This window comes from Streptomyces sp. D2-8, from assembly GCF_023184515.1.
Classification (GTDB): Bacteria; Actinomycetota; Actinomycetes; order Streptomycetales; family Streptomycetaceae; genus Streptomyces.
The window spans coordinates 23887-49643 of sequence record NZ_JAAHBP010000026.1 but is presented as its reverse complement, the minus strand read 5'-3'; the positions used below and the strand labels follow the sequence as shown (position 1 = coordinate 49643).

Annotated in this window: 23 protein-coding genes; 15 read left to right on the top strand and 8 right to left on the bottom strand. The window is 72.1% G+C overall.

The features are described 5' to 3' along the window. Window positions 1–7: 7 nt before the first annotated feature. Entirely contained in the window at window positions 8–595 is a 588-nt protein-coding gene (locus G3I77_RS34830; RefSeq protein ID WP_248510311.1) for a Uma2 family endonuclease, read from the bottom strand. A 97-nt stretch (window positions 596–692) separates the two neighbouring features. Then, window positions 693–1214, bottom strand: coding sequence for a GNAT family N-acetyltransferase (locus G3I77_RS34825; RefSeq protein WP_248510309.1), 522 nt, complete (start codon window positions 1212–1214; stop codon window positions 693–695). A gap of 26 nt (window positions 1215–1240) precedes the next feature. Between G3I77_RS34825 and thpR the strand changes: the two genes are divergently transcribed. Next, window positions 1241–1813, top strand: coding sequence for an RNA 2',3'-cyclic phosphodiesterase (gene thpR / locus G3I77_RS34820; RefSeq protein WP_248510307.1), 573 nt, complete (start codon window positions 1241–1243; stop codon window positions 1811–1813). 225 nt (window positions 1814–2038) lie between these two features. On the opposite strand, the gene G3I77_RS34815 is transcribed toward thpR, so the two are convergent. Further along, window positions 2039–3031, bottom strand: a complete 993-nt coding sequence (locus G3I77_RS34815) for an aldo/keto reductase (protein WP_248510305.1) — start codon at window positions 3029–3031, stop codon at window positions 2039–2041. Window positions 3032–3114: 83 nt separating this feature from the next. Beyond that, the gene (locus G3I77_RS34810) at window positions 3115–3789 is read right to left on the bottom strand and encodes a GDSL-type esterase/lipase family protein (protein WP_248510304.1); all 675 of its coding nucleotides are present in this window, start codon (window positions 3787–3789) and stop codon (window positions 3115–3117) included. Between the two features lie 124 nt (window positions 3790–3913). Here G3I77_RS34810 and G3I77_RS34805 point away from each other — a divergent pair, with 124 nt between their 5' ends. Next, window positions 3914–4891: a WD40 repeat domain-containing protein gene (locus G3I77_RS34805; protein ID WP_248510303.1), complete on the top strand. Its 978-nt coding sequence runs from the start codon at window positions 3914–3916 to the stop codon at window positions 4889–4891. A 114-nt stretch (window positions 4892–5005) separates the two neighbouring features. Here G3I77_RS34805 and G3I77_RS34800 read toward each other — a convergent pair whose 3' ends face one another. Both G3I77_RS34800 and G3I77_RS34795 read right to left on the bottom strand, forming a co-directional pair. Beyond that, entirely contained in the window at window positions 5006–5821 is an 816-nt protein-coding gene (locus G3I77_RS34800; protein WP_248510302.1) for an ABC transporter permease, read from the bottom strand. Then, on the bottom strand, window positions 5818–6777 hold the full coding sequence (locus tag G3I77_RS34795) for an ATP-binding cassette domain-containing protein (protein ID WP_248510301.1): 960 nt from the start codon (window positions 6775–6777) through the stop codon (window positions 5818–5820). Before G3I77_RS34795 ends, G3I77_RS34800 begins: the two co-directional genes overlap by 4 nt. 109 nt (window positions 6778–6886) lie before the next feature. On the opposite strand from G3I77_RS34795, the gene G3I77_RS34790 reads away from it, so the two are divergent. Next, window positions 6887–7654: a TetR/AcrR family transcriptional regulator gene (locus G3I77_RS34790; RefSeq protein WP_248510300.1), complete on the top strand. Its 768-nt coding sequence runs from the start codon at window positions 6887–6889 to the stop codon at window positions 7652–7654. 11 nt (window positions 7655–7665) lie between these two features. Further along, window positions 7666–8364, top strand: coding sequence for a formylglycine-generating enzyme family protein (locus G3I77_RS34785; protein WP_248510299.1), 699 nt, complete (start codon window positions 7666–7668; stop codon window positions 8362–8364). A gap of 60 nt (window positions 8365–8424) precedes the next feature. On the opposite strand, the gene serC is transcribed toward G3I77_RS34785, so the two are convergent. Continuing rightward, complete coding sequence (serC, locus tag G3I77_RS34780; RefSeq protein ID WP_248510298.1) at window positions 8425–9543, bottom strand: phosphoserine transaminase; 1119 nt, start codon at window positions 9541–9543, stop codon at window positions 8425–8427. A gap of 74 nt (window positions 9544–9617) precedes the next feature. Continuing rightward, the gene (locus G3I77_RS34775; protein WP_248510297.1) at window positions 9618–10967 is read right to left on the bottom strand and encodes a mucin-1; all 1350 of its coding nucleotides are present in this window, start codon (window positions 10965–10967) and stop codon (window positions 9618–9620) included. A gap of 206 nt (window positions 10968–11173) precedes the next feature. On the opposite strand from G3I77_RS34775, the gene G3I77_RS34770 reads away from it, so the two are divergent. The 11 genes from G3I77_RS34770 (at window position 11174) to G3I77_RS34720 (ending at window position 25756) form a co-directional block, all read left to right on the top strand. Beyond that, window positions 11174–12193, top strand: a complete 1020-nt coding sequence (locus G3I77_RS34770) for a LacI family DNA-binding transcriptional regulator (protein WP_248510296.1) — start codon at window positions 11174–11176, stop codon at window positions 12191–12193. Window positions 12194–12290: 97 nt separating this feature from the next. Further along, window positions 12291–13631 carry a sugar ABC transporter substrate-binding protein gene (locus G3I77_RS34765; RefSeq protein WP_248510295.1) on the top strand — a complete coding sequence of 447 codons (1341 nt, stop codon included), beginning with the start codon at window positions 12291–12293 and terminating at the stop codon, window positions 13629–13631. Between the two features lie 79 nt (window positions 13632–13710). Further along, entirely contained in the window at window positions 13711–14703 is a 993-nt protein-coding gene (locus G3I77_RS34760; protein ID WP_248510294.1) for a carbohydrate ABC transporter permease, read from the top strand. A 7-nt stretch (window positions 14704–14710) separates the two neighbouring features. Beyond that, complete coding sequence (locus tag G3I77_RS34755; RefSeq protein WP_062927522.1) at window positions 14711–15553, top strand: carbohydrate ABC transporter permease; 843 nt, start codon at window positions 14711–14713, stop codon at window positions 15551–15553. A 24-nt stretch (window positions 15554–15577) separates the two neighbouring features. Next, on the top strand, window positions 15578–18478 hold the full coding sequence (locus tag G3I77_RS34750; RefSeq protein ID WP_248510293.1) for an FAD-binding and (Fe-S)-binding domain-containing protein: 2901 nt from the start codon (window positions 15578–15580) through the stop codon (window positions 18476–18478). A gap of 120 nt (window positions 18479–18598) precedes the next feature. Beyond that, window positions 18599–19735 carry a peptidoglycan bridge formation glycyltransferase FemA/FemB family protein gene (locus G3I77_RS34745; protein ID WP_248510291.1) on the top strand — a complete coding sequence of 379 codons (1137 nt, stop codon included), beginning with the start codon at window positions 18599–18601 and terminating at the stop codon, window positions 19733–19735. Between the two features lie 161 nt (window positions 19736–19896). Next, entirely contained in the window at window positions 19897–20865 is a 969-nt protein-coding gene (locus G3I77_RS34740) for a DMT family transporter (RefSeq protein ID WP_248510290.1), read from the top strand. A 73-nt stretch (window positions 20866–20938) separates the two neighbouring features. Then, window positions 20939–21541, top strand: coding sequence for a DinB family protein (locus G3I77_RS34735; RefSeq protein ID WP_248510289.1), 603 nt, complete (start codon window positions 20939–20941; stop codon window positions 21539–21541). 161 nt (window positions 21542–21702) lie between these two features. After that, window positions 21703–22497, top strand: a complete 795-nt coding sequence (locus tag G3I77_RS34730; RefSeq protein WP_248510288.1) for a TIGR03084 family metal-binding protein — start codon at window positions 21703–21705, stop codon at window positions 22495–22497. Next, window positions 22494–24161 carry an acyclic terpene utilization AtuA family protein gene (locus G3I77_RS34725; protein WP_308311436.1) on the top strand — a complete coding sequence of 556 codons (1668 nt, stop codon included), beginning with the start codon at window positions 22494–22496 and terminating at the stop codon, window positions 24159–24161. Before G3I77_RS34730 ends, G3I77_RS34725 begins: the two co-directional genes overlap by 4 nt. After that, window positions 24158–25756: an acyl-CoA carboxylase subunit beta gene (locus tag G3I77_RS34720; protein WP_248510287.1), complete on the top strand. Its 1599-nt coding sequence runs from the start codon at window positions 24158–24160 to the stop codon at window positions 25754–25756. The genes G3I77_RS34725 and G3I77_RS34720 overlap by 4 nt, the downstream gene beginning before the upstream one ends. Window position 25757: the final 1 nt, after the last annotated feature.

Genomic DNA, 25757 nt, shown 5'->3' with positions numbered 1-25757 from the left:
GGCGCCGTCAGTCCCGGGGGAACTCGCCGGTCTGGAGGACGAGCCCGACCACGGTGCCCGTCAGGTCGATCTCGTCCCCGAAGTCCAGACTCAACTCGCCCCGGTACTCGCCGTCCTTGGGCTTGGTGTGCAGATGCCAGCGGCCGGTGTACGGATCCACGATCAGGTACACCGGCACGCCGGCCGCGGCGTAGGCGTCCTTCTTCGGGCCGTAGTCGTTGGCTCCGGTCTTCTTGGAGATCACCTCGGCTACGAACTCGACGTCCTGGTAGCGACACAGCCCCTTGGCGTTCTCCGTCGCGCCCTCCGCCATCACCGTCACGTCGGAGGCGAAGCCGTTGAGGTGGCCCGGGTAGTCGACGCGGACGTCGGACCTCACGCGCTTGCGCGGATACTTAGCGCGCAGCTGCTCGACGATGTCCAGGATGATGTCCCAGTGAGTGGCCCGCTGAGGCGCCATAAAGATGTTCCCCCCGACGATCTCAACCTTGTAGCCCTCGGGGACCGGCATCGTCTCCACCCACTCGAACATCGTGTCGAGGGTGAGTTCACCGCTGCTGTCGGCCATCTCGATCCTGTCGTCAAGGACGGTCATCGTGGCGCTCCTCCCCGGCCGTGCCCCGTGGACCGACTCGGCCGCGCGGTACAACGATACGCACGGTGACCTGGACACGCCCGGGTCCGGAGGCCGCCTACACCCGCCGTGCCAGCAGCTGCCCCGGCCACTCGTTCTCGCCGACCGTGAAGGCCTCGGTGCGCGTGAAGCCGTTGGTCTCGTAGTAGCGGACGAGTTTCCCGTCGTCCCCGGCGTAGCAGTCGACGCGCAGGAGGGAGATCCCGGCGCGGCGGGTCTCCTCGGCGGCGTGGGCGAGCAGGGCGCTGCCCACGCCGTGTCCCTTGAAGCGGCGGTCGGAGGCCAGCCAGTGGATGTAGCGCTCAGGTTCGCCGGGCTGCGGGAGGTGGGACAGGTAGGCGCCCGCCGAATCGGTGAGGGTGAGGGTCCCGGCCGGGACACCGTCGACGTCGGCCATGTACACGCTGCCCTCCGCCATGTACCGGCCGACCGACTCCACCGTCTTGGGGCTCTGCGACAGGGGCCGCGTCCCCCACTGCCCCGTGCGCCCCTGGGAGACCAGCCACTCCACACAGCTGTCGAGCATGCCGAGTATCGCGGGAATGTCGTCGGGCCCGCCGTCCCGGATGGTGATCCGCATGGCCTCATGGTGCCAGGCTTGTGCGCATGAGACTCTTCGCGGCCGTGCTGCCCCCTGACGAGGTGTGTCGTGAACTCGGGTCCGTGGTCGACGAGTTGCGCGAGCTGCCCGGCGCCGACGGCATGCGCTGGACCGGCCGTCCCGGCTGGCACTTCACCCTCGCCTTCTACGGTGAGGTCGACGACGGTCTCGTCCCCGCGCTGTCGGAGCGGCTGGAGCGGGCCGCGCGCCGGACCGAGCCGTTCCCGCTGGCCGTGCGGGGCGGGGGGCAGTTCGGGCACGGGCGGGCGCTGTGGGCCGGGGCCGAGGGGGACCTGGCGACCCTGCGGCTGCTGGCCGAGCGGGCCGAGGCGGCGGCGCGGAAGGCGGGGGTGGCGATGGGGGAGCACCGGCGGTACAAGGCGCATCTGACCGTGGCGCGGAGCCGGGCGGCAGGGGAGGTGCGGGCCTTCCTGGACACGCTCGCGGGATTCACGGGCCGGACCTGGACCGTGGACGAGCTGGCGCTGGTGCGCAGCAATCTGCCGGTCTCGGGGGTGCCGGGGGAGCAGCCCCGGTATGAGGCGGTCGGGCGCTGGCCGCTCGGGGGCGCCGGTTAGGCTCGGTGCCGTGGACCCGAAAACCCGTAACCGGATCATGGCCGGTGTGCTCGTGCTGATGTTTCTCGTCGTCGCCCTGGCTGCCGCGCTCGGCAGGTAGGGGGGCGGGGGACTGCCCGTTGCTCTCCGGCTGCGGGCCGGTGGGGGGCTTGTCGCGCCCACGCGGCGCCAGCCGCACATTGACACAGCCCCGCGCCCCTTCAGGGCGTCACCAGGTTCAGGGCGTCACCAGGCGAAGGCCTCCGGAGACGGGCCCGGGCCCGGGAAGATCTCGTCCAGGCCGGTCAGGAGCTCCCCGGACAGCTCCAGCTCGGACGCGCGGACCGCGGAGGCGAGCTGCTCGCCGGTGCGCGGGCCGACGATCGGGCCGGTCACGCCGGGGCGGGTGAGCAGCCAGGCCAGGGCGGCCTCGCCGGGCTCGACGCCGTGCTTGTCGAGCAGGTCCTCGTAGGACTGGATCCGCGCGCGGGTGCCGGCGTCGGCGAGCGCGTCGGCCGCGCGGCCGGAGGCGCGGCGGCCGCCCTCGACCTCCTTCTTGATCACACCGCCCAGCAGACCGCCGTGCAGCGGTGACCAGGGGATGACCCCGAGGCCGTACTCCTGAGCGGCCGGGATGACCTCCATCTCGGCGCGCCGCTCGGCGAGGTTGTACAGGCACTGCTCGCTGACCAGCCCGATGGTCCCGCCCCGCCGGGCGGCGATCTCGTTGGCCTGGGCGATCTTGTAGCCGGGGAAGTTCGACGACCCGACGTAGAGGATCTTGCCCTGCTGGACCAGGACGTCGATCGCCTGCCAGATCTCGTCGAAGGGAGTGGCGCGGTCGATGTGGTGGAACTGGTAGACGTCGATGTAGTCCGTCTGGAGCCGCTTGAGGCTGGCGTCCACGGCACGTCGGATGTTGACCGCGGAGAGCTTGTCGTGGTTGGGCCAGGCCGGGCCGTCGGCGGCCATGTTGCCGTAGACCTTCGTGGCGAGGACGACCTTGTCGCGCCGCCCCTCGCCCTTCGAGAACCAGTTGCCGATGATGCTTTCGGTACGGCCCTTGTTCTCGCCCCAGCCATAGACATTGGCGGTGTCGAAGAAGTTGATGCCCGCGTCCAGCGCCGCGTCCATGATGGCGTGGCTGTCGGCCTCGTCGGTCTGCGGGCCGAAGTTCATGGTGCCGAGGACGAGCCGGCTGACCTTGAGTCCCGTGCGTCCGAGCTGCGTGTACTTCATGGTGTCCAAGCCAACGTCTTGAAGTGCGCTCCAAGCAAGCACAAACCTGGGAGAACCCGGGCTCGACTGCCGGTGGGGCCGAGCTACTTCTCGTAAGGGCCGGCCAGGTCCCAGCCCTGGTGCATCGCCTCCGCGAAGGCCGCCGCGATCTTGTGTTCGCCGCTCGCGTTGGGGTGGGTGCCGTCGTAGGTGTCGGTGGCGACGTCGTACGACGGCGGGGGCGTGGCCAGGAGGACGGGGGAGCCGGGCTCGTCGAGGTCCGCGGCGGTCTTGGCGAGGAGTTCGTTGAAGCGGGCGACCTCGGTGGCGAAGGCCGCGTCCGACTGGGCGCGCACGTTCGGGGTCACCGGCAGCCACACCATCCCCACCCGGCGGTTCGCGGCCCGCGCCTCGGCCGCGAAGGCGCGGACGTTCTCGGCGGTCTGCTCCGCGTTCGTGTAGAAGCCCAGGTCGATCAGGCCCAGGGAGACCAGGAGCACGTCCGCGCGGCACGACCGCACCGCATCGCCGATCAGCGGCGCCATGTGCAGCCAGCCCTCGCCCCAGCCGGCCAGGTGGGCACGCGGGAAGTCCGGCTCGGCGTACGCGTGCGACACCGGGGCTTCGGCGAGCTGGTCGTAGAGCGTCTCGCGCGGGCCGACGAGGGTGAAGGGGCTGCCGTAGGAACGGCACAGGTGCTGCCACAGCCGGTAGCGCCATGTGTGTTCGCCAGTGCTTCCGATCGTCATGGAGTCACCGACGGGCATGAACCTGAGCATCCGCTCATGATGAACGATCTCGATGGCCGACGGAGTGTGAGTCGGGACACGCCCCTCGGCCAGGCCGTCGGGCCCTTGATCCGTTACGCCGATGAACCGCGGAGCGGGATGGCAGGCTTGGGGCATGCGCAGACCGTTCGCCCTTCTCGCCGCGGCCCTCCTCACGGGCGCCCTCGCCGTGCCCGCCTCCGCCGCCGACGGCGACGAGAAGTTCACGATCAGGGACCCGCGCATCACCGAGTCCAGCGGTCTGGCGGCCTCGCGGCAACACCCCGGCGTCTACTGGACGCACAACGACAGCGACGACGGGGCGTACCTCTACGCCGTCGACAGCGCGACGGGCGAGACGGTCGCCACGATCACCCTGTCCGGCGTGGGCAGTCCGCGCGACGTCGAGGCCATCTCGATCGGGCCGGACAACCAGATCTACGTCGGCGACATCGGTGACAACCTCGGCGGCAGCTGGCCGTACGTCTGGATCTACCGGCTGCCCGAGCCGAAGAACCTGCGCGACCAGACCATCCGGGCCACGCAGTACGTCGTGAAGTACTCCGACGGCGCGCGGGACGCCGAGTCCCTCGTGGTGCACCCGAAGACCGGCCGCGTCTACATCGTCGACAAGAACGAGAAGGGCGGGCACCTGTACGAGGGCCCCGCCCGGCTCTCCTCCTCCGGGTCGAACACGTTCCGGCCCGTCGCGGCCGTCCCCGACCTGGAGGCCACCGACGCCACGCTCTCCCCGGACGGTGAACACCTCGTCGTACGCAGCTACTTCGGCGCGATCGCGTACGACTGGAACGGCGGGAAGATCAAGCGCAAGGAACGGCTCGGCGTGCCGTTCCTGGGCCAGGGCGAGTCCGTCACCTACACCGCGGACGGCAAGAAGCTGATGTACGGCGCCGAAGGGGCGGACAGCCCTGTGGAGCCGCAGGACGCGCCGGGGGGCGGGGGATCCGACTCCTCGTCCGGCAGCGGGAGTTCGGCCGCGTCCGACGGTGGGGGAGACGGCCTGGGCGGCAACCTCAAGACGGGGGCGATCGCCGCCGGTGTCGTCCTGGTCGTCGTGCTGGGTCTGCGGGGGATGAGGCGGCGGCGGGGGTAGGAGACGGGATCAGGAGCCTTGCTCTTGGGCTCCCCGGCTTGCCGCGCACCTCCCGGAGAACTGACGCAACATGAGCACGTCAAGACTCTGGGAGGTGTGGGACCGCCGCAATCGCTATCGGCTCAGCTTCCTGAACCGCCGTACCGCCAGCGGCAGGAAGATCGCCGTCAGGATCACCGGCCACACCCCGGCCATCAGCAGCGCGTGCTGCTCGACCCAGGTGTCACCGGTGACCGGCCTGCCGAACAGCTCGCGGGTCGCCGCCGCCGTGGACGAGATCGGGTTCCAGACCGCCAGCCAGCCCAGCCAGTCGGGCATCTGCTGCGGCGCGACGAAGACGCTGGAGACCATCGTCAGCGGGAAGGCGACCGCGAACAGGCCGCCCGCGGCCTCCGGGTTGGGCACGAGCAGGCCGAGCCACACGCCGATCCAGATCAGCGCGAACCGCAGCCAGAGCAGCAGCCCGAACGCGGCGAGGAAGCCGAAGCCGCCGTCCGGGCGCCATCCCATGGCCAGCGCGGTGAGCATCATGATGGTCAACTCGGCACAGGCGATGATCAGATCGGTGATCCCGCGCCCGGCCACCACGGCCGAGGACGCCATCGGCATCGAGCGGAAGCGGTCGATGACGCCCTTGGTGGAGTCGTACACCACGACCGTGGCGGTGTTGATGAAGCCGAACGCCATGGTCATCACGAACATGCCCGGCATCAGGAAGTCCTTGTAGTTCCCGCCCGGCACCTTCATCGCGCTGCCGAAGACATAGCCGTACATCAGCACGGACAGGATCGGGAAGCCCAGCTGCCAGGCGATGTTGACGGGCTGGCGCTGGTAGTGGGTCAGACCGCGGCGGACGATGTTCCAGCAGTCGGCGAGCAGCCAGTACGCACCGCCCCGCGCGCTCGGGGTGCTCAGGTCGAGGGCGCTCACGCCGTGGCCTCCTTCTCGGTCCGGTGTCCGGTCAGGCGCAGGAACACGTCGTCGAGGCTCGGCCTGCGCAGCCCGATGTCCTCGACCCGGACGCCCTCGTCCTGGAGGGTCCGCGCCACTTCGGTGAGTGCCGTGACCCGGTCGGTGACCGGCGCGTGCACCCGCAACTCGGTCTCGTCCGCCTCGGGTTCGCCGTCCGTGACCCGGGCGACCACCTTCACCGCCCGCGGGATCTCGGACCGCTCGGCGACCACGACCTCGATGCGGTCGCCGCCGACCAGGTTCTTCAGTCCGTCCGGGGTGTCGTCGGCGATGGCCCGCCCCTGGTCGATGACGGTGATGCGCGAGGCGAGCTTGTCGGCCTCCTCCAGGTACTGCGTGGTCAGCAGGACGGTGGTGCCGCTCGCCACCAAGGCCCTTACGGACTCCCAGACTTCGCCCCGGCTGCGGGGGTCCAGGCCGGTCGTCGGCTCGTCGAGGAAGAGGACGGCCGGGGCCAGGATCATGGACGCCGCGAGGTCGAGCCGGCGCCGCATGCCGCCGCTGTACTTGCCCACCCCCCGGTCGGCGGCGTCGGTCAGGTCGAACTGCTCCAGGAGTTCGGTCGCCCGGAGCCCGGCCCGCTTGCCGCCCAGGTGGAACAGGCGGCCGAACATCTCCAGGTTCTGCCGGCCGGTGAGCACCTCGTCGACCGCCGCGTACTGGCCGGTGAGGCCGATCCGGGCCCGCACCTCGCGTGCCTGCCGGACGACGTCCAGCCCGGCGACCGTGGCACTGCCCCCGTCCAGCCGGAGCAGTGTGGACAGGATGCGCACGGCGGTGGTCTTGCCCGCCCCGTTCGGCCCGAGCAGGCCGTGCACCGTGCCCTCGCGCACCTCCAGGTCGAAGCCGTCGAGGGCGCGTTTCTCGCCGTACCTCTTCTCCAGCCCCTCGGCCCGCACCGCGTATCCGTCCATGTCGTCCCCTCCCGTGCGCCCGTGCCACCTCGGCACTGAACTGGGTACAGCGTACCCGATTGCGCGTACGCCGTACCCAGTTTTTGGGCGGGGACCTAAGCTGGGTTCCATGACGAGTGGCACGGGCGGTACGGAGACCAGCGGCAGCGGCGACATCGCCCGCACCCTCGAACTGCTGTGGGACACCGGCCGCCGCCCCACGCGCGGCCCCAAACCGACCCTGACACTGGACCGGATCGTGGAAGCGGCCATCCAGGTGGCGGACACCGAGGGTCTGGAGGGGCTCTCCATGCGCCGCGTCGCGACCGAGCTCGGCACCGGCACCATGTCGCTGTACCGGTACGTGCCCGGCAAGGGCGAGCTGCTCGACCTCATGCTGGACCGGGTGCAGCGCCCCTCGGAGAACCCGGCCGACCTCGGCGACGGCGGCTGGCGGGCGGCCCTGGAGGCACTGGCCCGCGCCACCCTCGCCCTCTACCGCCGCCACCCCTGGCTGCTCCAGGTCAACCAGACCCGCCCGATCCTCGGCCCCAGCGCCCTCGACGGGATGGAGAGGGTCCTCACGCGGATCCGCCCGATGGGGCTGACCGACCCCGAACTGGTCTCCGCGATCATCATGATCGACGGATACGTCGTGGGGGCCGCGCGCACGCAGCTCTACGAGCAGGAGGCGGAGCGCCGGACGGGTCTGACGGACGCCGAGTTCTGGCAGGCGCAGGTGCCGGCCCTGGAGAAGGCCATGGCCTCGGGCCGCTACCCGGTGATGGCGTCCCTCGCCGAGGACGCCTTCGGCGCGGAGTTCGACCACTTCGAGTTCGGATTGCAGCGCATCCTGGACGGGTTGGACGTACTCGTGGCGCAACGAGGCCGCCGATAGGCTCACATGCCATGAACACGGGGGCTGTGGCACACACGATGACGACCGTCCCGCCCGGCCGGGTGACCCTGTCGGACCGGCGGACGCGGCGCAGCTGGACGGTCGAGGTCGCACCGTTTCGCCTCGCGGCGTTCCCGGTCACGCAGGCGTGGTACGCCGAGGTCACCGGCGAGCGTCCGAGCACGGCCCGGGGTGACCGGCTGCCCGTCGAGGGCGTGTCCTGGTGGGACACGATCCGGTTCTGCAACACCCTGTCCCGGCGCGAGGGCCTGACCCCCGCGTACGAGGTGCGGCCCGGCACCGGGGAAGTCGAGTGGGACACCGCCGCCGACGGCTACCGGCTGCCGACCGAGGCCGAGTGGGAACACGCCTGCCGCGCCGGCAGCACCGGCCCGCGCTACGGCCCGCTCGACGACATCGCCTGGTACCGCGGCAACGCGGCGGACGCCCTCCACCCCGTGGGCGGCCGGCAGCCCAACGCCTGGGGCCTGTACGACATGCTGGGCAACGTCTGGGACTGGTGCTGGGACCTCTACGACGCCGAGGTCTACGGCAGCTACCGCGTCCTGCGGGGCGGCGGCTGGTCCGACGAGCACTGGAGCTGCCGGGCCTCGGTGCGGCGCCGGAGCCATCCGACGTTCCGGATCGACGACGTGGGGTTCAGGGTGGCGCGCTCGACGCCGGGCGCCGGGGGCACCGGGCCGGCCTGAGCACGAGAGAGGGCGCCCCGCACGAGCGGGGCGCCCTCGACACTCATGGACCCGTGAAGGTCAGAGCTTCTCGATCACATAGTCGACGCACTTCGTGAGCGCCTCGATGTCCGCCGGGTCGATCGCCGGGAACATCGCCACGCGCAGCTGGTTGCGGCCGAGCTTGCGGTAGGGCTCGGTGTCGACGATGCCGTTGGCGCGCAGCACCTTGGCGACGGCGGCGGCGTCCACCTCGTCCGTGAAGTCGATCGTGCCGATGACCTGCGAGCGCTTGGCCGGGTCGGTGACGAACGGGTTGGCGTACTTGATGTCCTCGGCCCAGCCGTAGAGCGTGCGGGCGGAGGTGGCCGTGCGCCGGACCGACCAGTCCAGGCCGCCCTGGCCGTTGATCCACTCCAGCTGCTGGTTGAGCAGGAAGAGGGTCGCGAGGGCCGGGGTGTTGTACGTCTGGTTCTTGCGGGAGTTGTCGATCGCCGTCGGCAGCGAGAAGAACTCCGGGACGTGGCGGCCGGACGCGTGGACGCGCTCGGCGCGCTCGATCGCGGCCGGGGAGAAGACGCCGATCCACAGGCCGCCGTCGGAGGCGAAGGACTTCTGCGGGGCGAAGTAGTAGACGTCGGTCTCGCTGACGTCGACGGGCAGGCCGCCGGCGCCGGAGGTGGCGTCCACGAGCACCAGGGCGCCCTCGTCGGCACCGGCCACGCGCTTGATCGGCATGGCGACACCGGTCGAGGTCTCGTTGTGGGTGAACGCGTAGACGTCCACGCCCGCCTCGGCGACCGCCTCGGGGTGCGTGCCCGGGTCGGCGGAGATGACGTCCGGCTCGGCGAGCCACGGCGCGAGCTTCGCGGCCTTGGCGAACTTGGAGGAGAACTCGCCGAAGCTGAGGTGCTGCGACCTGTTCTCGATCAGACCGTGCGTCGCGACGTCCCAGAAGGCGGTCGAGCCGCCGTTGCCGAGGATCACCTCGTAGCCGTCGGGGAGCTGGAACAGCTCACTGATGCCCTCGCGCACCTGGCCGACCAGGTTCTTGACGGGAGCCTGGCGGTGGGAGGTGCCCATGAGAGAGGTGCCGGTCGCGGCGAGGGCGTCCAGCGCCTCCGTCCGCACCTTGGAGGGACCCGCGCCGAAACGTCCGTCCGCGGGCTTGATGTCAGAGGGAATCCGGATCTCAGCCACGCAGGGGAGCGTAGCCGTTTCCGGAAACGCGGGCGAAACGTCGTCCGTCGGGTGAGACGGTGTCCGGTGGCCGGTCAGCCGAGCGACGGGCCGGGCCAGACGGCCGAGGCGTCGTCGCGGTGCGGGGCGGGCAGCCGGACCGGGCGGACGGGCACGGGACGGACGCCGCCCTCGGTGGTGGCCGTCCAGGGGGCGGGGCGGCCGGAGTAGCACAGGGTCGTGAGGACGAAGACGCCGTCGGCGTAGACCTCGACGTACTCGCCGACGGTGAGGATGCGCAGCGAGGCGGCGGGCTCCGGCAGGAGGGTCTCGCCGAGCGGGACGCCGTCGGGGCCGGTGACCCGCAGGCCCTTGCCGTCGCAGGTGATGGTCAGCGCGGGGCGGTCCGCGTCGGAGACATGTGTGCGCAGGGTGATCTCGGTGCGGCCGGAGAGGCCGATGTCGCCGACCGCGTGCAGGGGGGCGTCGTACGTCTCCTCGCCGAGCCAGGGGTCGAGGCCCGGCCACCATTCCAGGCGGGGCGCCGCGTCCTCGGGTACGACGAGGGACTTGGGCTGGGCGAGCATGCCGCGGCAGCGGTCGCCGGTGTCGGTGAGGCCGACGCGGCGCGGGGTGGTGTGCAGCACGACGCGGGAGCCGTCGGGGGCGGCGACGACGCGCGGGGCGTACGCGCCCGTCGGGCCGAGCGGGCCGCGGCGGGTCCACGGGCCGCGCAGGCGCGGGGCGGTCCACGCCTCGAAGCCCCGGGTGGCGCCGATGGAGCCGAGCAGCAACCAGCTGCCGTCGTCGAGGCGTTCGAGGACCGGGCACTCCAGCTCGTCGACGTCGCCGGGGGAGATGAGCGGCGGGTGGACGTTCCAGTGCTCCAGGTCGTCGGAGGTGGCCCAGGCGACGCAGCCGCTGACCTCGACCGGGAGGGAGGCGTCGGCGGCGCAGATCACCATGACCCAGCCGTCGGATGCGTCGTCGCGTACGACGAAGGGGTCGCGCCAGCCCATGCGTTCGCCCGTGCGGTACCAGCGCCCGTCCGCCTCGACGACCGGTCCCGTGCCGTGGCGGCGCCAGCCGGTGCCGTCGGTGCGGTCGGAGTGGGCCAGGCCGACCGACTGCAGGGGCCAGCCCTCCGGGGTGAGCCCGGAGACCGCGGTGTAGAGCATCGCCATGCCGGTGCCGTGCGGGAAGGCGTGCATGGTCCACACCGCCTGCTGGTCGAAGCGGCCCGGCAGGCCGTTGCCGAAGGCCGTTCCCTGCGGCTCCCAGTGGACCAGGTCGGCGGAGGTGGCCCGGCCGTAGGAGGTCTCCATGCGCAGGTGGTCGAACTCGGCCGTCCACGGGCCCTGCAGGTGCAGCACCGTGTAGGTGCCGTCCGCGTGGCGCAGGAGGTCGAAGTCGTTCACGCAGAGGCCGGGCGGCGCGTATCGCATGGACAGGTCCTGTCTGCCGACAGCGGCACTCAAACGCGTGCGCTGTGTTCTGGCTGGCGGGGGTTTCTCTGAGAGTCAGCCGAAGTAAATCTGAACGCAAACGCTTGCGCAACAACGGGGGCGGGTTTACGGTCTCGTCACTCCCCCTCACGCCGACGTGCTTCCGGGCCCCGACCCGCGGCGTGCACCCGATCAAGGAGCGTCCCGTGACGGTCAGCATCACCGATGTCGCCGAGGCCACCGGGGTCTCGGCGTCCACCGTGTCCCGCGCCCTGCGCGGCCGTCCCGGAGTGTCGGAGGAGATGCGGGCCCGGATCGTCGCGGCCGCCGCCGAGCTGGGCTACACCGCCTCCCGCTCGGCCTCCAGCCTGGCCAGCGGACGCACCCACACCATCGGCGTCGTCGTCCCGTACGTCGGCCGCTGGTTCTTCGGCACCGTGCTGGACGCGGCGGAGAAGGTCTTCAGCACCGCCGGCTACGACGTCCTGCTGTACAACCTCGGCTCACCGGAGGCGCGCAAGCGCTTCTTCACCAACCTGCCGATCCGCAAGCGGGTCGACGCCGTGCTGTCCCTGCTGATCCCGGACCCGGACGAGGCCGCCGCCCTGCGCTCCCTCGACGTGCCGCTGGCCACCACGGTCGGCGGCGCCCGGCCCGGCTTCACGGTGGTCGGCATCGACGACCGGGGCGGGGCGGAGAGCGCCGTACGGCATCTGGTGAACCTCGGCCACCGGCGCATCGGCATGATCTCCGGGGCCAGCGAGCCGCTGCACTGGACCACGCCCCTCGACCGCCGGCAGGGCTATCTGGACGTGCTGACCGACGCCGGGGTCGAGCCCGACCGCGCCCTGGAGGCGGACGGCGGATACACGGTCGAGGGCGGTGAGCGGGCCATGACCGAGCTGCTGGCGCTGCGTCACCCGCCGACCGCGGTGTTCGCCCAGTCCGACGAGATGGCGATGGGCGCGCTGCGTGCCCTGCGCCGGCACCGGCTGAGGGTCCCGGAGGACGTCTCCGTCGTCGGTTTCGACGATCACGAGCTGTCCGAGGTGGTCGGTCTGACCACGGTGGCCCAGCCGGTCGCGGCCCAGGGCAAGGAGGCGGCCCGGCTGCTGCTGGCGCAGCTGGACGACCCGGACGCGGGGCCGCCGCGCCCCGTCGAGATGCCCATTCGCTTCATCCTCCGCGAGACCACCGCTCCGCCGCACAGCGGCCGGCAGCGGTAACCGAACCACTCCCCTCAACCGCCCGTCCCCGCAGGGCCGTTCTCGTCCCTGGCCCCGACAGTCCGCGCACCACCCATCCCCGCACGGAGGCACCACCATGATCACCGGTCACAGAAGGCACCGTCGTACGGCCCTGACCGCCCTCGCTCTGCTGCCCCTGGCCGCGCTGTCCGCCTGTGGCGGGGGCGGCGGCAGCGACACCTCCGCCGAGGAGGGCAGCGGCAAGGGCACCATCAGCGTCTGGGCCCACCAGGGCCAGGCGAGCGAGACGGCCGCGCTGCAGAACGCGGTGAAGTCCTTCAACTCCTCGCAGAACGACGTCAAGGCCGAGCTGAAGCTGATACCCGAGAAGGACTACACGAAGACCATCACCGCCACCGACGCGTCCGAACTGCCGGACGTGCTGGAGTTCGACGGCCCGACGATGGCGAACTTCGTCTACAACAGCAAGCTCGCCCCGGTCGACGGTCACGTCTCCGCCAAGACCCTCGGCAACGCCACCGACGCGATCAAGGCGCAGGGCGAGATCGGCGGCAAGCATTACGGCCTGGGCATGTTCGACGCCGGGCTCGGCATGTACGCCAACAAGAAGCTGCTGGACGCGGCCGGCGTGACGTACCCGAAGAGCGTGGACGAGGCCTGGACGCCCGAGGAGTTCGGCAAGGCCCTCAAGGCGCTGAAGGGCAAGGACTCCGACGGCAAGGTCCTCGACATATCGGAGCAGTACGGCCTGGCCTCCGAGTGGGGCACCTTCGGCTTCTCCCCGATCCTCTGGTCGGCCGGCGGCGCCCTGCTGAAGGACGGCAAGGCGGAGGGCGCCCTCGACAGCCCGAAGGCCGTGTCCGCGATGAAGACCTTCCAGTCCTGGAAGACGTACGTCGACCCCAACACCGACGGCAACGCCTTCGCCAAGGGCAAGGTGGCGCTGAGCTGGGTCGGCCACTGGAACTACCCCGCCTACAGCGAGGCCCTCGGTGACGACCTCGCCGTCCTGCCGCTGCCGGACTTCGGCAACGGCCCCAAGACCGGGCAGGGTTCGTGGGCCTGGGGCATCGGCGCCGACAGCAAGAACGGCAAGGCCGCGGGCACCTTCCTGGACTACCTCCTGAACGACGCCAACGTGGGCGCGATGACGAAGGCCAACGGCGCGGTGCCCGCCACCAAGTCCGCCCTCGCCAAGAGCGAGCTGTACAAGAAGGGCGGACCGCTCCAGCTCTTCGCCGACCAGCTCGCCCGGCCCTGCGGCGACAGCGACATCAACGCCTCCTGCGTCGCCGTCACCCGCCCGGTGACCGCCGGATACCCGACGATCACCGCCAAGTTCAACACGGCCCTGAACTCGATCTACGGCGGCGCCGACCCGGAGGAAGCCCTGCAGAAGGCGGCCCGCGCCATCGACCGGGACTTCACCGACAACGCCGGCTACGAGATCCCGTAACCCCGCAGGACGCATCGGCCGGAGCGGGCCGTCGGCGACGTACCGACCGCGCCCGCCCCGCCGGGAAGAGGACCCTCCCGTGAAAACCGTGGAACCCGCGCACGGCGCGGCCCCAGACCGGGCGCAGGCCGTCTCGCCCGCGCCCTCCGCGAAGCCCCCGCGTCCGTCGCGCGGCAACCGCGACCGGCTGCACGGGCTGCTGATGTCCGCCCCGGCCGTCGGCGGGCTGATCGCCTTCGTCGGCATCCCGTTCGGCTACGCCGTGGTGCTCTCCTTCTACAACGTCCGCCTCGGCTCGCCGCTGGAGCCCGCCTTCTTCGGCGTGGAGCACTACCGGCGGCTGTTCACCGACCCCGACCTGTCCGGCCCGTTCCTGCGGGCGCTGCTGAACAACCTGACCTTCGCCGCGGTCGTCGTACCGCTCCAGACGGGCCTCGCGCTGGCGCTGGCGATCCTGCTCAACCGCAAGCTGAAGGCCATCGGCCTGTTCCGGTCCTTCTTCTTCATGCCGGTGGTCTTCCCGATGGCGCTGGTCGCCGTGATCTGGCGGCTGATCCTCGCCCGCAGCGAGCAGGGCATGCTCAACTCGCTGCTGGACACGGTGAGTTTCGGCAACTGGGGTGCCTTCGACTGGCTCGGCGACGGCCTCACCGCGATGGGCTCGATCATCGTGCTGTCGGTGTGGCAGGGCGTCGGCTTCCAGATGGTCATCCTGCTGGCCGGCCTCCAGCAGATCCCGGGCGAGCTCTACGAGGCCTCCGAGCTGGACCGTGCCTCCCGCTGGCAGCAGTTCCGGCACGTCACCCTGCCCGGCATCCGCGGCACCCTCGTCTTCGTCGCGATGCTGACCTCGGTGCTGTCCTTCCGGGTCTTCGACCAGGTGTACATCCTCATCCGCGGCGGCGGCCTGGACGAGGACGCCACCCGGACGGTGATGTACCAGGCCGTCACCACGGCCTTCGACCAGAACAACATCGGCCAGGCCTCGGCCGTCACGGTGGTGTTCTTCCTGATCGTCGTCGCCCTGACGATCGTCCAGCGCCGCGTCGTCCGGCCCGACAACGAGGACTGACTGACCCATGGCCATGACCCGTACGCCCGTACGCCGCGTCCTCGACTACACCGTCCTGAGCGTCCTGGCGTTCGTCTTCGCCCTCCCCGCGCTCTACCTCTTCCTCGGCAGCCTCAAGCCGTCCGACGAGGTCCTGAACGGCCTGTCCGGCTTCCTGCCCACCCACCTCTCCTTCGACAACTACGCCGCCGTCCTCGACAGCCTCAACTCCGACAGCACGGGCTACTTCTGGCAGTTCATGGGCGTGTCGGTGCTGCTGTCGTTCGTCGTGGTGACGGGCGGACTGATCGTCAACTCGATGGCCGCGTACGGGCTGACGCGGCTGAAGTGGCGGGGACAGAACGCGGTGTTCACCCTCGTCCTGCTGCTGATGCTGATCCCGTTCGAGTCGGTGGCGGTGCCGCTGTTCTACATGTTCAACGGGCAGCGCAACACCCTGTTCATCCAGGCGCTGCCGTTCGTCGCCAACGCCTTCGCGATCTACCAGTTCCACACGTTCTTCAAGAAGATCCCGCCGAGCATCGAGGAGGCGGCCCGGCTGGACGGCGCCGGGCCCTGGCGCACCTTCTTCGCGATCATCGTGCCGATGTCCAGGCCGGTGTTCGCCTCGGTCGCGATCCTCACCTTCCTCATCCAGTGGGGCTCCTTCCTGTGGCCGGTGCTGATGGTGTCCGACCCGTCGGTGCGTCCCCTCCCCCTGGAGATGAGCGTCTTCCAGGGGCAGCAGCCCCCGGACTGGGGTCAGATCCTCGCCTTCGGCGTGCTGCTGGTGCTGCCCGTGCTGATCGTCTTCGCGTTCTTCCAGCGCTGGTTCGTCGAGGGCGTGGCCAGCTCCGCCGTCAAGGGCTGAGGCCCCCGGGGGCATGCTGGACGCATGACGGATTTCGGGGATCTCCCCGCCCTCGGGACGGAGCTGAGCCGGGTCGTCCGGGGTGACGTGGGCTTCGACGCCACCTCCCGGGCGCTGGTCACCATGGACGCCTCCAACTACCGGCGGGTACCGCTGGGTGTGGTCGCTCCGCGGGACGCCGACGACGTGGTGGCGGTCCTGGAGGTGTGCCGGGAGCGGGGGGTGCCGGTCGTCGCGAGAGGCGGCGGCACGTCGATCGCGGGGCAGGCGACGGGCACGGGCGTGGTGCTGGACTTCACCCGGCACATGAACCGGCTCGTGTCGCTCGACCCGCGGACCCGCACCGCCGTCGTGCAGCCGGGGCTGGTGCTCGACCGGCTCCAGGAGGCCGCCGCCCCGCACGGGCTGCGGTTCGGGCCGGACCCGTCCACGCACAGCCGGTGCACCCTCGGCGGCATGATCGGCAACAACTCCTGCGGCTCGCACTCCGTGGCGTGGGGGACCACCGCGGACAGCGTGCGGGAGCTGGACGTCGTCACCGCCCGGGGCGAGCGGCTGCGGCTCGGGCAGGACTGGGCCGGGGCACCGGACGGGCTGCGGGCCCTGGCCGAGGGGGAACTGGCGCGCCTGCGCACCGGCTTCCCGGAGCTGCCCCGCCGCATCTCCGGATACGCGCTGGACGCCCTGCTGCCCGAGCGCGGCGCCGACGTGGCCCGCTCCTTCTGCGGCTCCGAGGGCACGCTCGGTGTGCTGACGGAGGCGGCCGTACGCCTGGTCGAGGCGCCACGCGCGCGTGCCCTGGCCGTGCTGGCGTACGCGGACGAGAGCGCGGCGGCGGAGGCGGCGGCCGGGCTGCTGCCGTACCTGCCGCTGACCGTCGAAGGCATGGCGGCGGACCTGGTGCCGTCCCCGGAGGCGCTGCCGCGCGGCGGGGCCTGGCTGTTCGTGGAGACCGGCGGGGAGTCGGAGGCGCAGGCACGCGCGCGTGCGCGGGAGATCGTGCGGGCGGCCGACGTCGTGGACGCGCTCGTGGTCACCGACCCGGCGGGGCAGCGCGCGCTGTGGCGGATCCGGGAGGACGCGAGCGGCACGGCGACGCGCATGCCGGACGGGACCGAGGCGTGGCCGGGCTGGGAGGACTGCGCGGTGCCGCCCGCCCGGCTGGGGGCGTACCTGCGCGACTTCCGGGCGCTCATGGCGGCGCACGGGCTGCGCGGCACGCCGTACGGGCACTTCGGGGACGGTTGCATCCACGTCCGTATCGACTTCGACCTGCTGACGCGGCCCGGCGTCGCCCGGTTCCGCCGCTTCTCGGAGGAGCTCGCGGAGCTGGTGGTGGCGCACGGCGGGTCGCTGTCCGGGGAGCACGGCGACGGGCAGGCCCGGGCGGAGCTGCTGCCGAGGATGTACGGGGCCGAGATGGTGGGCCTGTTCGAGCGGGTGAAGGGGGTGTGGGACCCGGACGACCTGCTCAACCCCGGGATGCTGGTGCGCCCCGCGCCCCTGGACAGCGGCCTGCGCTTCTCCGTGCTGCCCCGCGAACCGGTCGACGTGGCCTTCGGCTACCCCACCGACGGCGGTGACTTCTCGGCGGCGGTGCGGCGCTGCGTGGGCGTCGCCAAGTGCCGTACGACATCGGTGTCCGGCGCGGGCGTCATGTGCCCGTCCTTCCGGGCGACGGGCGCGGAGGAGCACTCCACGCGCGGGCGGGCCCGGCTGCTGCACGAGATGCTCGCCGGTGAGGTGGTGACGGACGGCTGGCGCTCGACCGAGGTCCGGGACGCGCTGGACCTGTGCCTGTCCTGCAAGGGCTGCCGGTCGGACTGCCCCGTCGGGGTCGACATGGCCACGTACAAGGCGGAGTTCCTGCATCAGCACTACGCCGGGCGGCGCCGGCCCGCCGCGCACTACGCGATGGGGTGGCTGCCGGCGTGGCTCCGGGCGGTGTCCCGCACGCGCACGGCGTGGCTGGTCAACGCGCTGTCCGCGGTACGGCCCGTCGCGTGGGCGGCGAAGCGGCTGGGCGGGCTCGCGCCCGAGCGGGAGATTCCACGGGTGGCGTCGCGGACGTTCAGCCGGTGGTGGGAGCGGCGGCGCGAGGGGGCCGCAGGGCAGGGGCCGCTCGTCGTGCTGTGGCCCGACACCTTCACCGAGCACCTCTCGCCGGCCGTGGGGCGGGCGGCCGTACGCGTACTGGAGGCGGCCGGGCTGCGGGTGGCGCTGCCACCGACCCTGCACCTGGCGAAACCGCCGGTGGGCGACGGCAGGACGGTCGCGCTCGACCCCCTGTCCCTGCTGCGGGGCCGGGGGCGGGTCTGCTGCGGGCTGACGTATGTGTCGACGGGCCAGCTGGACCGCGCCCGGGCCGTCATGCGCCGCACGCTCGACCTGATGGAACCGGTGCTGGAGACCGACGCCCCGGTCGTGGTCCTGGAGCCGAGCTGCGCCGCGGCCCTGCGCACGGACGTCCCCGAGCTGCTGCCCGACGACCCGCGCGCGGCCCGCCTCGCCGCGAGGGTCCTCACCTTCGCGGAGGCGCTGGAGCGCCACGCCCCCGGCTGGGCGCCGCCGCGCGTGGACCGCCCGGTGGCCGGGCAGACCCACTGCCACCAGCACGCGGTGCTCGGCGACGCCGCCGACCGCCGGCTGCGGGAAGCGGCCCTGCTCACCGGCGAACTGAGCGGCGGCTGCTGCGGCCTCGCGGGCAACTTCGGCTTCGAGAAGGGCCACTACGAGGTGTCCACCGCCTGCGCGGAGGAGCAACTCCTGCCCTCCGTACGCAACGCCCCGGACGGCACGGTGCTGCTGGCGGACGGCTTCTCCTGCCGCACCCAGCTGGAGCAGCTGGCGGGTGTACGGGGCAGACATCTCGCGGAGGTCCTGGCCGACGCGCTGGACGAGAACCACCGGCGCGACGGCGCGTGAGGCGTTCGGGCCACGGGACGGGCGGACCCGAGTGTCTGAGCCGGGGGAGGCCGGGGCCGCTCCTAGGCTCGCGGGACCAGCCACCGCCCGCCTTGGGCCGCTGCTCGAAGGAGCCCGCGCATGAGCGTCCGCGTCCAGCCGATCACCCGTGACGAGCACCTCGCGTTCGTCACGGCCCGCCCCTCCGCCAGCCACACCCAGGTCCCGTCCTGGGGCGAGGTGAAACCCGACTGGCAGGCGGAGAGCCTCGGCTGGTTCGACGCCGGCGGGCAGCTCGTCGGCGCGGGACTGGTGCTGCTGCGCCCCCTGCCCGGACCGCGACTGCCCGGGCTGCGGCGGTACCTCGCGTACCTGCCCGAGGGCCCGCTGATCGACTGGCACGAGCCGGGCCTCGACCGCCTGCTGGAACCGATGCTCGCGCACCTGAGACGGCGGGGCGCCTTCGCGGTGCGGATGGGCCCGCCCGTCGTGGTGCGCCGCTGGGACGCCGAGGCGGTCAAGGCGGCGATCGCCGACCCGGCCGCCCGGCGGCTGCGCGACGTGCGGGCCACGTCGTACGAACCGCGGGCCGGTCACGTCGCGGACCGTCTGCGCCACATGGGCTGGCGGCAGACCGAGGCCTCCGGCGAGGACGGCTTCGCCGCGGGGCAGCCCCGGTACGTCTTCCAGGTGCCGTTCGCCGGCCGGTCGCTGGAGGACATCCACAACGGCCTGAACCAGCAGTGGCGCCGCAACATCAAGAAGGCGGAGAAAGCCGGGGTGAAGGTCGTACGCGGCGACCTGGAGGACCTGCCGGCCTTCCACGAGCTGTACAGCGAGACCGCCGAGCGGGACCGCTTCCTCCCGCGCCCGCTGCCGTACTTCCAGCGCATGTGGACCGCGCTCACCGCCGAACACCCGGACCGGATGCGGCTCTACCTCGCCTACCACGACGGCGAGGTGCTCGCCGCGGCCACCATGCTGACCGTCGGCGACCACGTCTGGTACTCCTACGGCGCCTCCACCGGCCGCCACCGCGAGGTCCAGCCGAGCAGCGCCGTGCAGTGGCGCATGATGACCGACGCGCACGAACTCGGCGCCGCCGTCTACGACCTGCGCGGCATCACCGACACCCTGGAGGAGTCCAGCGACCTGCTGGGCCTGCTGCGCTTCAAGGTCGGCACCGGCGGCGAGGCCGTCGAGTACCTCGGCGAGTGGGACTACCCGATCAACCGGCTGCTCTACAAGGCGCTGAACCTGTACCTCGCCCGCCGCTGACGTCTCACAGCCCGAGACAGAGGCAAAAGGGGTTCACGCACCTGACGGAGTCCATTACCCTGGACTGCGCGGTGCACCGGGCTGTACGTTGAGTGCATTCAGGTGTACGCACCGCACACACGCAGCACCCCGGACACCGACCCCGAGCACAGGACCCGCCCGTGACCACGCCGGAGACCGCCACCTCGCCCCAGCCCGCGAGCACCGCCGCCCCTGACGGCACCACGCCGGCCGCCGGCCCGGGCCGGCTCGGCTCCCTCGGGCCCGTGGGCCTGGTGCTCGCGGGCGGGATCTCCGTACAGTTCGGCGGCGCCCTGGCGGTGACCCTGATGCCCCGGGCGGGTGCCCTCGGGGTGGTGGCACTGCGCCTGCTGGTCGCGGCCGTCGTCCTGCTCCTGGTCTGTCGTCCGCGGCTGCGCGGCCACTCGCGCACCGACTGGGGCACGGTCGTCGTCTTCGGCATCACCATGGCCGCCATGAACGGCCTCTTCTACCAAGCCGTCGCGCGCATCCCGCTGGGCCCCGCGGTCACCCTGGAGGTCCTCGGCCCGCTCGCCCTCTCGGTCTTCGCCTCCCGCCGCGCGATCAACGTCGTCTGGGCGGGGCTCGCTCTCGCCGGTGTCTTCCTCCTCGGCGGGGGAGGCCTCAGCGGCCTCGATCCCACCGGAGCGGCCTTCGCCCTGGGTGCCGGCGCCATGTGGGCCGCCTACATCGTCTTCAGCGCCCGTACGGGCCGCCGCTTCCCGCAGGCGGACGGGCTGGCGCTGGCGATGGCGGTGGGGGCGGTGCTGTTCCTTCCCCTGGGCATCGCCGAGTCGGGGACGAAACTGCTCGACCCGGTGACGCTGGGCCTGGGCGCGGCGGTCGCCCTGCTCTCCTCGGTCCTGCCCTACACCCTCGAACTCCTCGCCCTGCGCCGCCTGCCCGCCTCCACGTTCGCGATCCTGATGAGCCTCGAACCGGCGATCGCCGCGACGGCCGGCTTCCTCATCCTCGACCAGGTCCTCAGCGCCGCCGAGGCCGCCGCGATCGCCCTCGTCGTCGCGGCGAGCATGGGCGCGGTGCGCACCCAGGTGGGCGGCGGCCGCAAGAAGACGGCGGCGCTGGAGGGCACGGGCCTGGAGGGCTGACCGGCCCTCGTGAGGGAAACGGCCGCGGTTCCGGTCCGGCCCGGGTGTCGGTGCCGGGTGCGAGACTGCCCGCATGACCGCACCGGATCCCAAGGCGGACCTCCTCCGCTACCTCCAAGACGCTCGCGACGCCCTGCTGTGGAAGCTCGACGGGCTCTCGGAGTACGACATCCGCCGCCCCCTGACACCGACCGGCACCAATCTGCTGGGGCTGGTCAAGCACACCGCCGGGGTGGAGCTCGGGTACTTCGGCGACACGTTCGGCCGACCGTTCTTCGACGGGAACCCGCCGCCCTGGTGGTACACGCAGGACGCCGAACCCCACGCCGACATGTGGGCCACCCCGGACGAGTCGCGCGAGGACATCGCCGGGCTGTACCGCCGGGCGTGGGAGCACGCGAACGGCACGATCGCGGCGCTGCCGCTGGACGCGACCGGTCACGTCCCCTGGTGGCCCGAGGAGCGCCGGGAGACCACGCTGCACCACATCCTGGTACGCGTGATCGCCGACACCAGCCGTCACGCCGGTCACGCCGACATCGTGCGCGAACTCATCGACGGGTCGGTCGGCCTGACGCCGGGCAAGGACAGCATGCCCCCGGGCGACCGGGCCATGTGGGAGGCCCATCGGCACCGCCTGGAGGAGGCGGCGCGCGAGGCGGACAAGACCGACTGAGCCGACCGTGGCGGGCCGGGCCCGATCGCGCCGCCGAAGAACACCCTCTCGGTCACCCCCACAATTTCATGCAAGCACGCTTGATTGTTTCTTGTGCCGCTGCCATGCTCCTCAGCACGCCGCACCACCCCGCACACCGCCGTGCCCCGAGGGGAGCGCCCGTGTCCGATCCGACGTCCGTGCTCGACGATCTGCGCGAGGAGAGCGAGGAACTCGACCGCCTCGTGGCCGGGTCGAGCGCGCACCGCTGGTCGCTCGCGACCCCCGCGCCCGGCTGGACCGTGGCCCACCAGATCGCCCATCTCGCCTGGACGGACCGCTCGGCCCTGCTCGCCGTCACGGACGCCGACGGCTTCCACGCGCTGGTCGACAAGGCCCTCGCCGCGCCGGGGTCCTTCGTCGACGAGGGCGCCGAGGAGGGCGCGAAGCTCCCGCCCGACCAGCTGCTCGCCCGGTGGCGCGGCGGCCGCAGGGCACTGGAGGAAGCCCTGCGGGCCGCCCCGCCCAAGGCGCGCTTCCCCTGGTACGGCCCGCCCATGTCGGCCGCCTCCATGGCGACGGCCCGTCTCATGGAGACCTGGGCCCATGGGCAGGACGTGGCCGAGGCCCTGGGTGTGGTGCGCCCACCCACCGACCGGCTGCGGCATGTGGCCTGGCTCGGGGTACGGACCCGGGACTTCGCCTTCGGTGTGCACGGCCTGACCCCGCCCGCCGACCCGTTCCGCGTCGAACTGCGCGCCCCCTCCGGCGACCTGTGGACGTACGGCCCCGCTGACGCCACGCAGCGGGTCACCGGGCCCGCCCTCGACTTCTGCCTGCTGGTCACCCAGCGCGCCCACCGCACCGACCTCGCCCTGCGCGCCGACGGCCCCGACGCCGACCGCTGGCTCGGCATCGCGCAGGCCTTCGCGGGACCGCCGGGCAGCGGACGCCCGCCGAAGGAGCCGGCCTCGTGACCCTCCGCATCGGCAACGCCTCCGGCTTCTACGGCGACCGCTTCGACGCGATGCGCGAGATGCTCATCGGCGGCGAACTCGACGTCCTCACCGGCGACTACCTCGCCGAGCTGACCATGCTCATCCTGGGCCGGGACCGCCTCAAGGACCCCGCCGCCGGATACGCCCGCACGTTCCTGCGGCAGGCGGAGGACTGCCTGGGGCTCGCGCACGAGCGGGGCGTCAGGATCGTCACCAACGCCGGCGGACTCAACCCGGCCGGACTCGCCGACGCCGTACGGCACGTGGCGGACCGGCTGGGCATCCCCGTGCGCGTCGCCCATGTGGCGGGAGACGACCTCACCGCCGCACACCCCGGCAGCCTCGCCGCCCACGCCTACCTCGGCGGGTTCGGCATCGCCGAGTGCCTGCGGGCGGGCGCCGACGTCGTCGTCACCGGGCGGGTGACGGACGCCGCCCTGGTCACCGGGCCCGCCGCGGCCCACTTCGGATGGACACCGCGGGACCACGACCGGCTGGCGGGTGCCGTGGTCGCGGGACATGTCCTGGAGTGCGGGGCGCAGGCCACCGGGGGCAACTACGCCTTCTTCCGGGACGGCGACGTCCGCCGCCCCGGCTTCCCGCTCGCCGAGCTGCACGAGGACGGCAGCTGCGTCATCACCAAGCACCCCGGCACCGGCGGTTTCGTCGACGTCGGCACGGTCACCGCGCAGTTGCTGTACGAGACGGACGGTGCCCGGTACGCGGGGCCGGACGTCACCGCCCGGCTGGACACCGTACGGCTGAGCCAGGACGGGCCCGACCGGGTGCGGATCGAGGGCGTGCGCGGAGAGGCACCGCCGCCCACCCTCAAGGTCGGGCTCAACCGGCTCGGCGGCTTCCGCAACGAGGTCGTCTTCGTGCTCACCGGCCTCGACATCGAGGCCAAGGCCGCCCTGGTGCGGGAACAGATGGAACCCGCCCTCGGCAAAGTCGCCGACGTGCGCTGGGAACTGGCCCGCACCGACCGCTCCGACGCCCCGGGCGAGGAGCTGGCGAGCGCGTTGCTGCGGCTCGTCGTGCGGGACCCCGACCAGGAGGCCGTCGGGCGGGCGCTGAGCGGGGCGGCCGTCGAGCTGGCACTCGCCAGCTACCCCGGCTTCCATGTGCTGGCCCCACCCGGAAAGGGCTCGCCTTATGGGGTCTTCGAGGATGTATACGTCCCCCATGGTGCCGTCGACCATGTGGCGGTCCTCCATGACGGAGACCGGGTTGCGGTGCCGCCGCCCCACGACACCCTCGTACTCCACGACGTTCCGGAGCCTCCGCTCCCCGAGCCGCTTGCGCCCGGGCCGGTGAGCCGGGCCCCCCTCGGCCTCGTCGCGGGCGCCCGCAGCGGGGACAAGGGCGGCAACGCCAACGTCGGGGTGTGGGCGCGCACGGACGATGCCTGGCGGTGGCTCGCGCACGAGCTGACCGTCGACCGGTTCCGGGAGCTGATCCCCGAGAGCCGCGAGCTGACCGTCGTACGGCATGCGCTGCCCAGCCTGCGCGCCCTCAACTTCGTCGTCGAGGGGATCCTCGGCGCCGGTGTCGCCGCCCAGCACCGCTTCGACCCGCAGGCCAAGGCCCTCGGCGAATGGCTGCGCTCCCGCCACCTGGAGATACCGGAGGCCCTGCTTTGACCGTCCTGACCTCCGCGCTCGACCCCGCCGGCCCCGGCCATCAGTCGAACCGCGAGGCGATGCTCGCCAAACTCGCCGCGCTCGACGCCGAGCACGCCAAGGCCCTCGCGGGCGGCGGCGAGAAGTACGTCGCACGGCACCGGAAGCGCGGCAAGCTCCTCGCCCGTGAGCGCATCGAGCTGCTCCTCGACCCCGACACGCCGTTCCTGGAGCTGTCCCCGCTGGCCGCCTGGGGCAGCGACCACACCGTCGGGGCGTCCCTCGTCACCGGCATCGGCGTCGTCGAGGGCGTGGAGTGCCTGATCACCGCAAACGACCCGACCGTGCGCGGCGGAGCGAGCAACCCCTGGTCGCTGAAGAAGGCCCTGCGCGCCAACGACATCGCCCTCGCCAACCGGCTGCCCTGCATCAGCCTGGTGGAGTCCGGCGGCGCCGACCTGCCGTCGCAGAAGGAGATCTTCATCCCCGGCGGCGCCATCTTCCGCGACCTCACCCGGCTGTCCGCCGCCGGGATCCCGACCGTCGCGGTCGTCTTCGGCAACTCCACCGCCGGCGGCGCCTACATCCCCGGCATGTCCGACCACGTGATCATGGTCAAGGAGCGCGCCAAGGTGTTCCTCGGCGGCCCGCCGCTGGTGAAGATGGCGACCGGCGAGGAGAGCGACGACGAGTCCCTGGGCGGCGCCGAGATGCACGCGCGCACCTCGGGCCTCGCCGACTACTTCGCCGTCGACGAGCCAGACGCGCTCCGGCAGGCCCGCCGCGTGGTCGCCCGCCTCAACCACCGCAAGGCGTACGAGGATCCGGGGCCCGCCGAGCCGCCCGAGTACGACGCGGAGGAACTGCTGGGCATCGTCCCCGGCGACCTCAAGAGCCCCTTCGACCCGCGCGAGGTCATCGCCCGGATCGTCGACGCCTCCGACTTCGACGAGTTCAAGCCGCTGTACGGCACGAGCCTGACGACCGGCTGGGCAGCCCTGCACGGCTACCCCGTCGGCATCCTCGCCAACGCCCGGGGCGTCCTGTTCAGCGAGGAGTCGCAGAAGGCCGCCCAGTTCATCCAGCTCGCCAACCAGCGCGACATCCCCCTGCTCTTCTTGCACAACACCACCGGCTACATGGTCGGCAAGGAGTACGAGCAGGGCGGCATCATCAAACACGGCGCGATGATGATCAACGCGGTCAGCAACTCGAAGGTCCCGCATCTGTCCGTGCTGATGGGCGCCTCCTACGGCGCCGGCCACTACGGCATGTGCGGCCGGGCCTACGACCCCCGCTTCCTCTTCGCCTGGCCCAGCGCCAAGTCGGCCGTCATGGGCCCGCAGCAGCTCGCCGGCGTGCTGTCGATCGTCGCCCGCCAGTCGGCCGCCGCCAAGGGGCAGCCCTACGACGAGGAGGCGGACGCGGCGCTGCGCGCCATGGTGGAGCAGCAGATCGAGTCCGAGTCGCTGCCGATGTTCCTGTCCGGGCGGCTGTACGACGACGGCGTCATCGACCCGCGCGACACCCGCACCGTCCTCGGCCTGTGCCTCTCCGCGATCCACACCGCCCCCTACGAGGGCGCCCGCGGCGGCTTCGGCGTCTTCCGGATGTGAG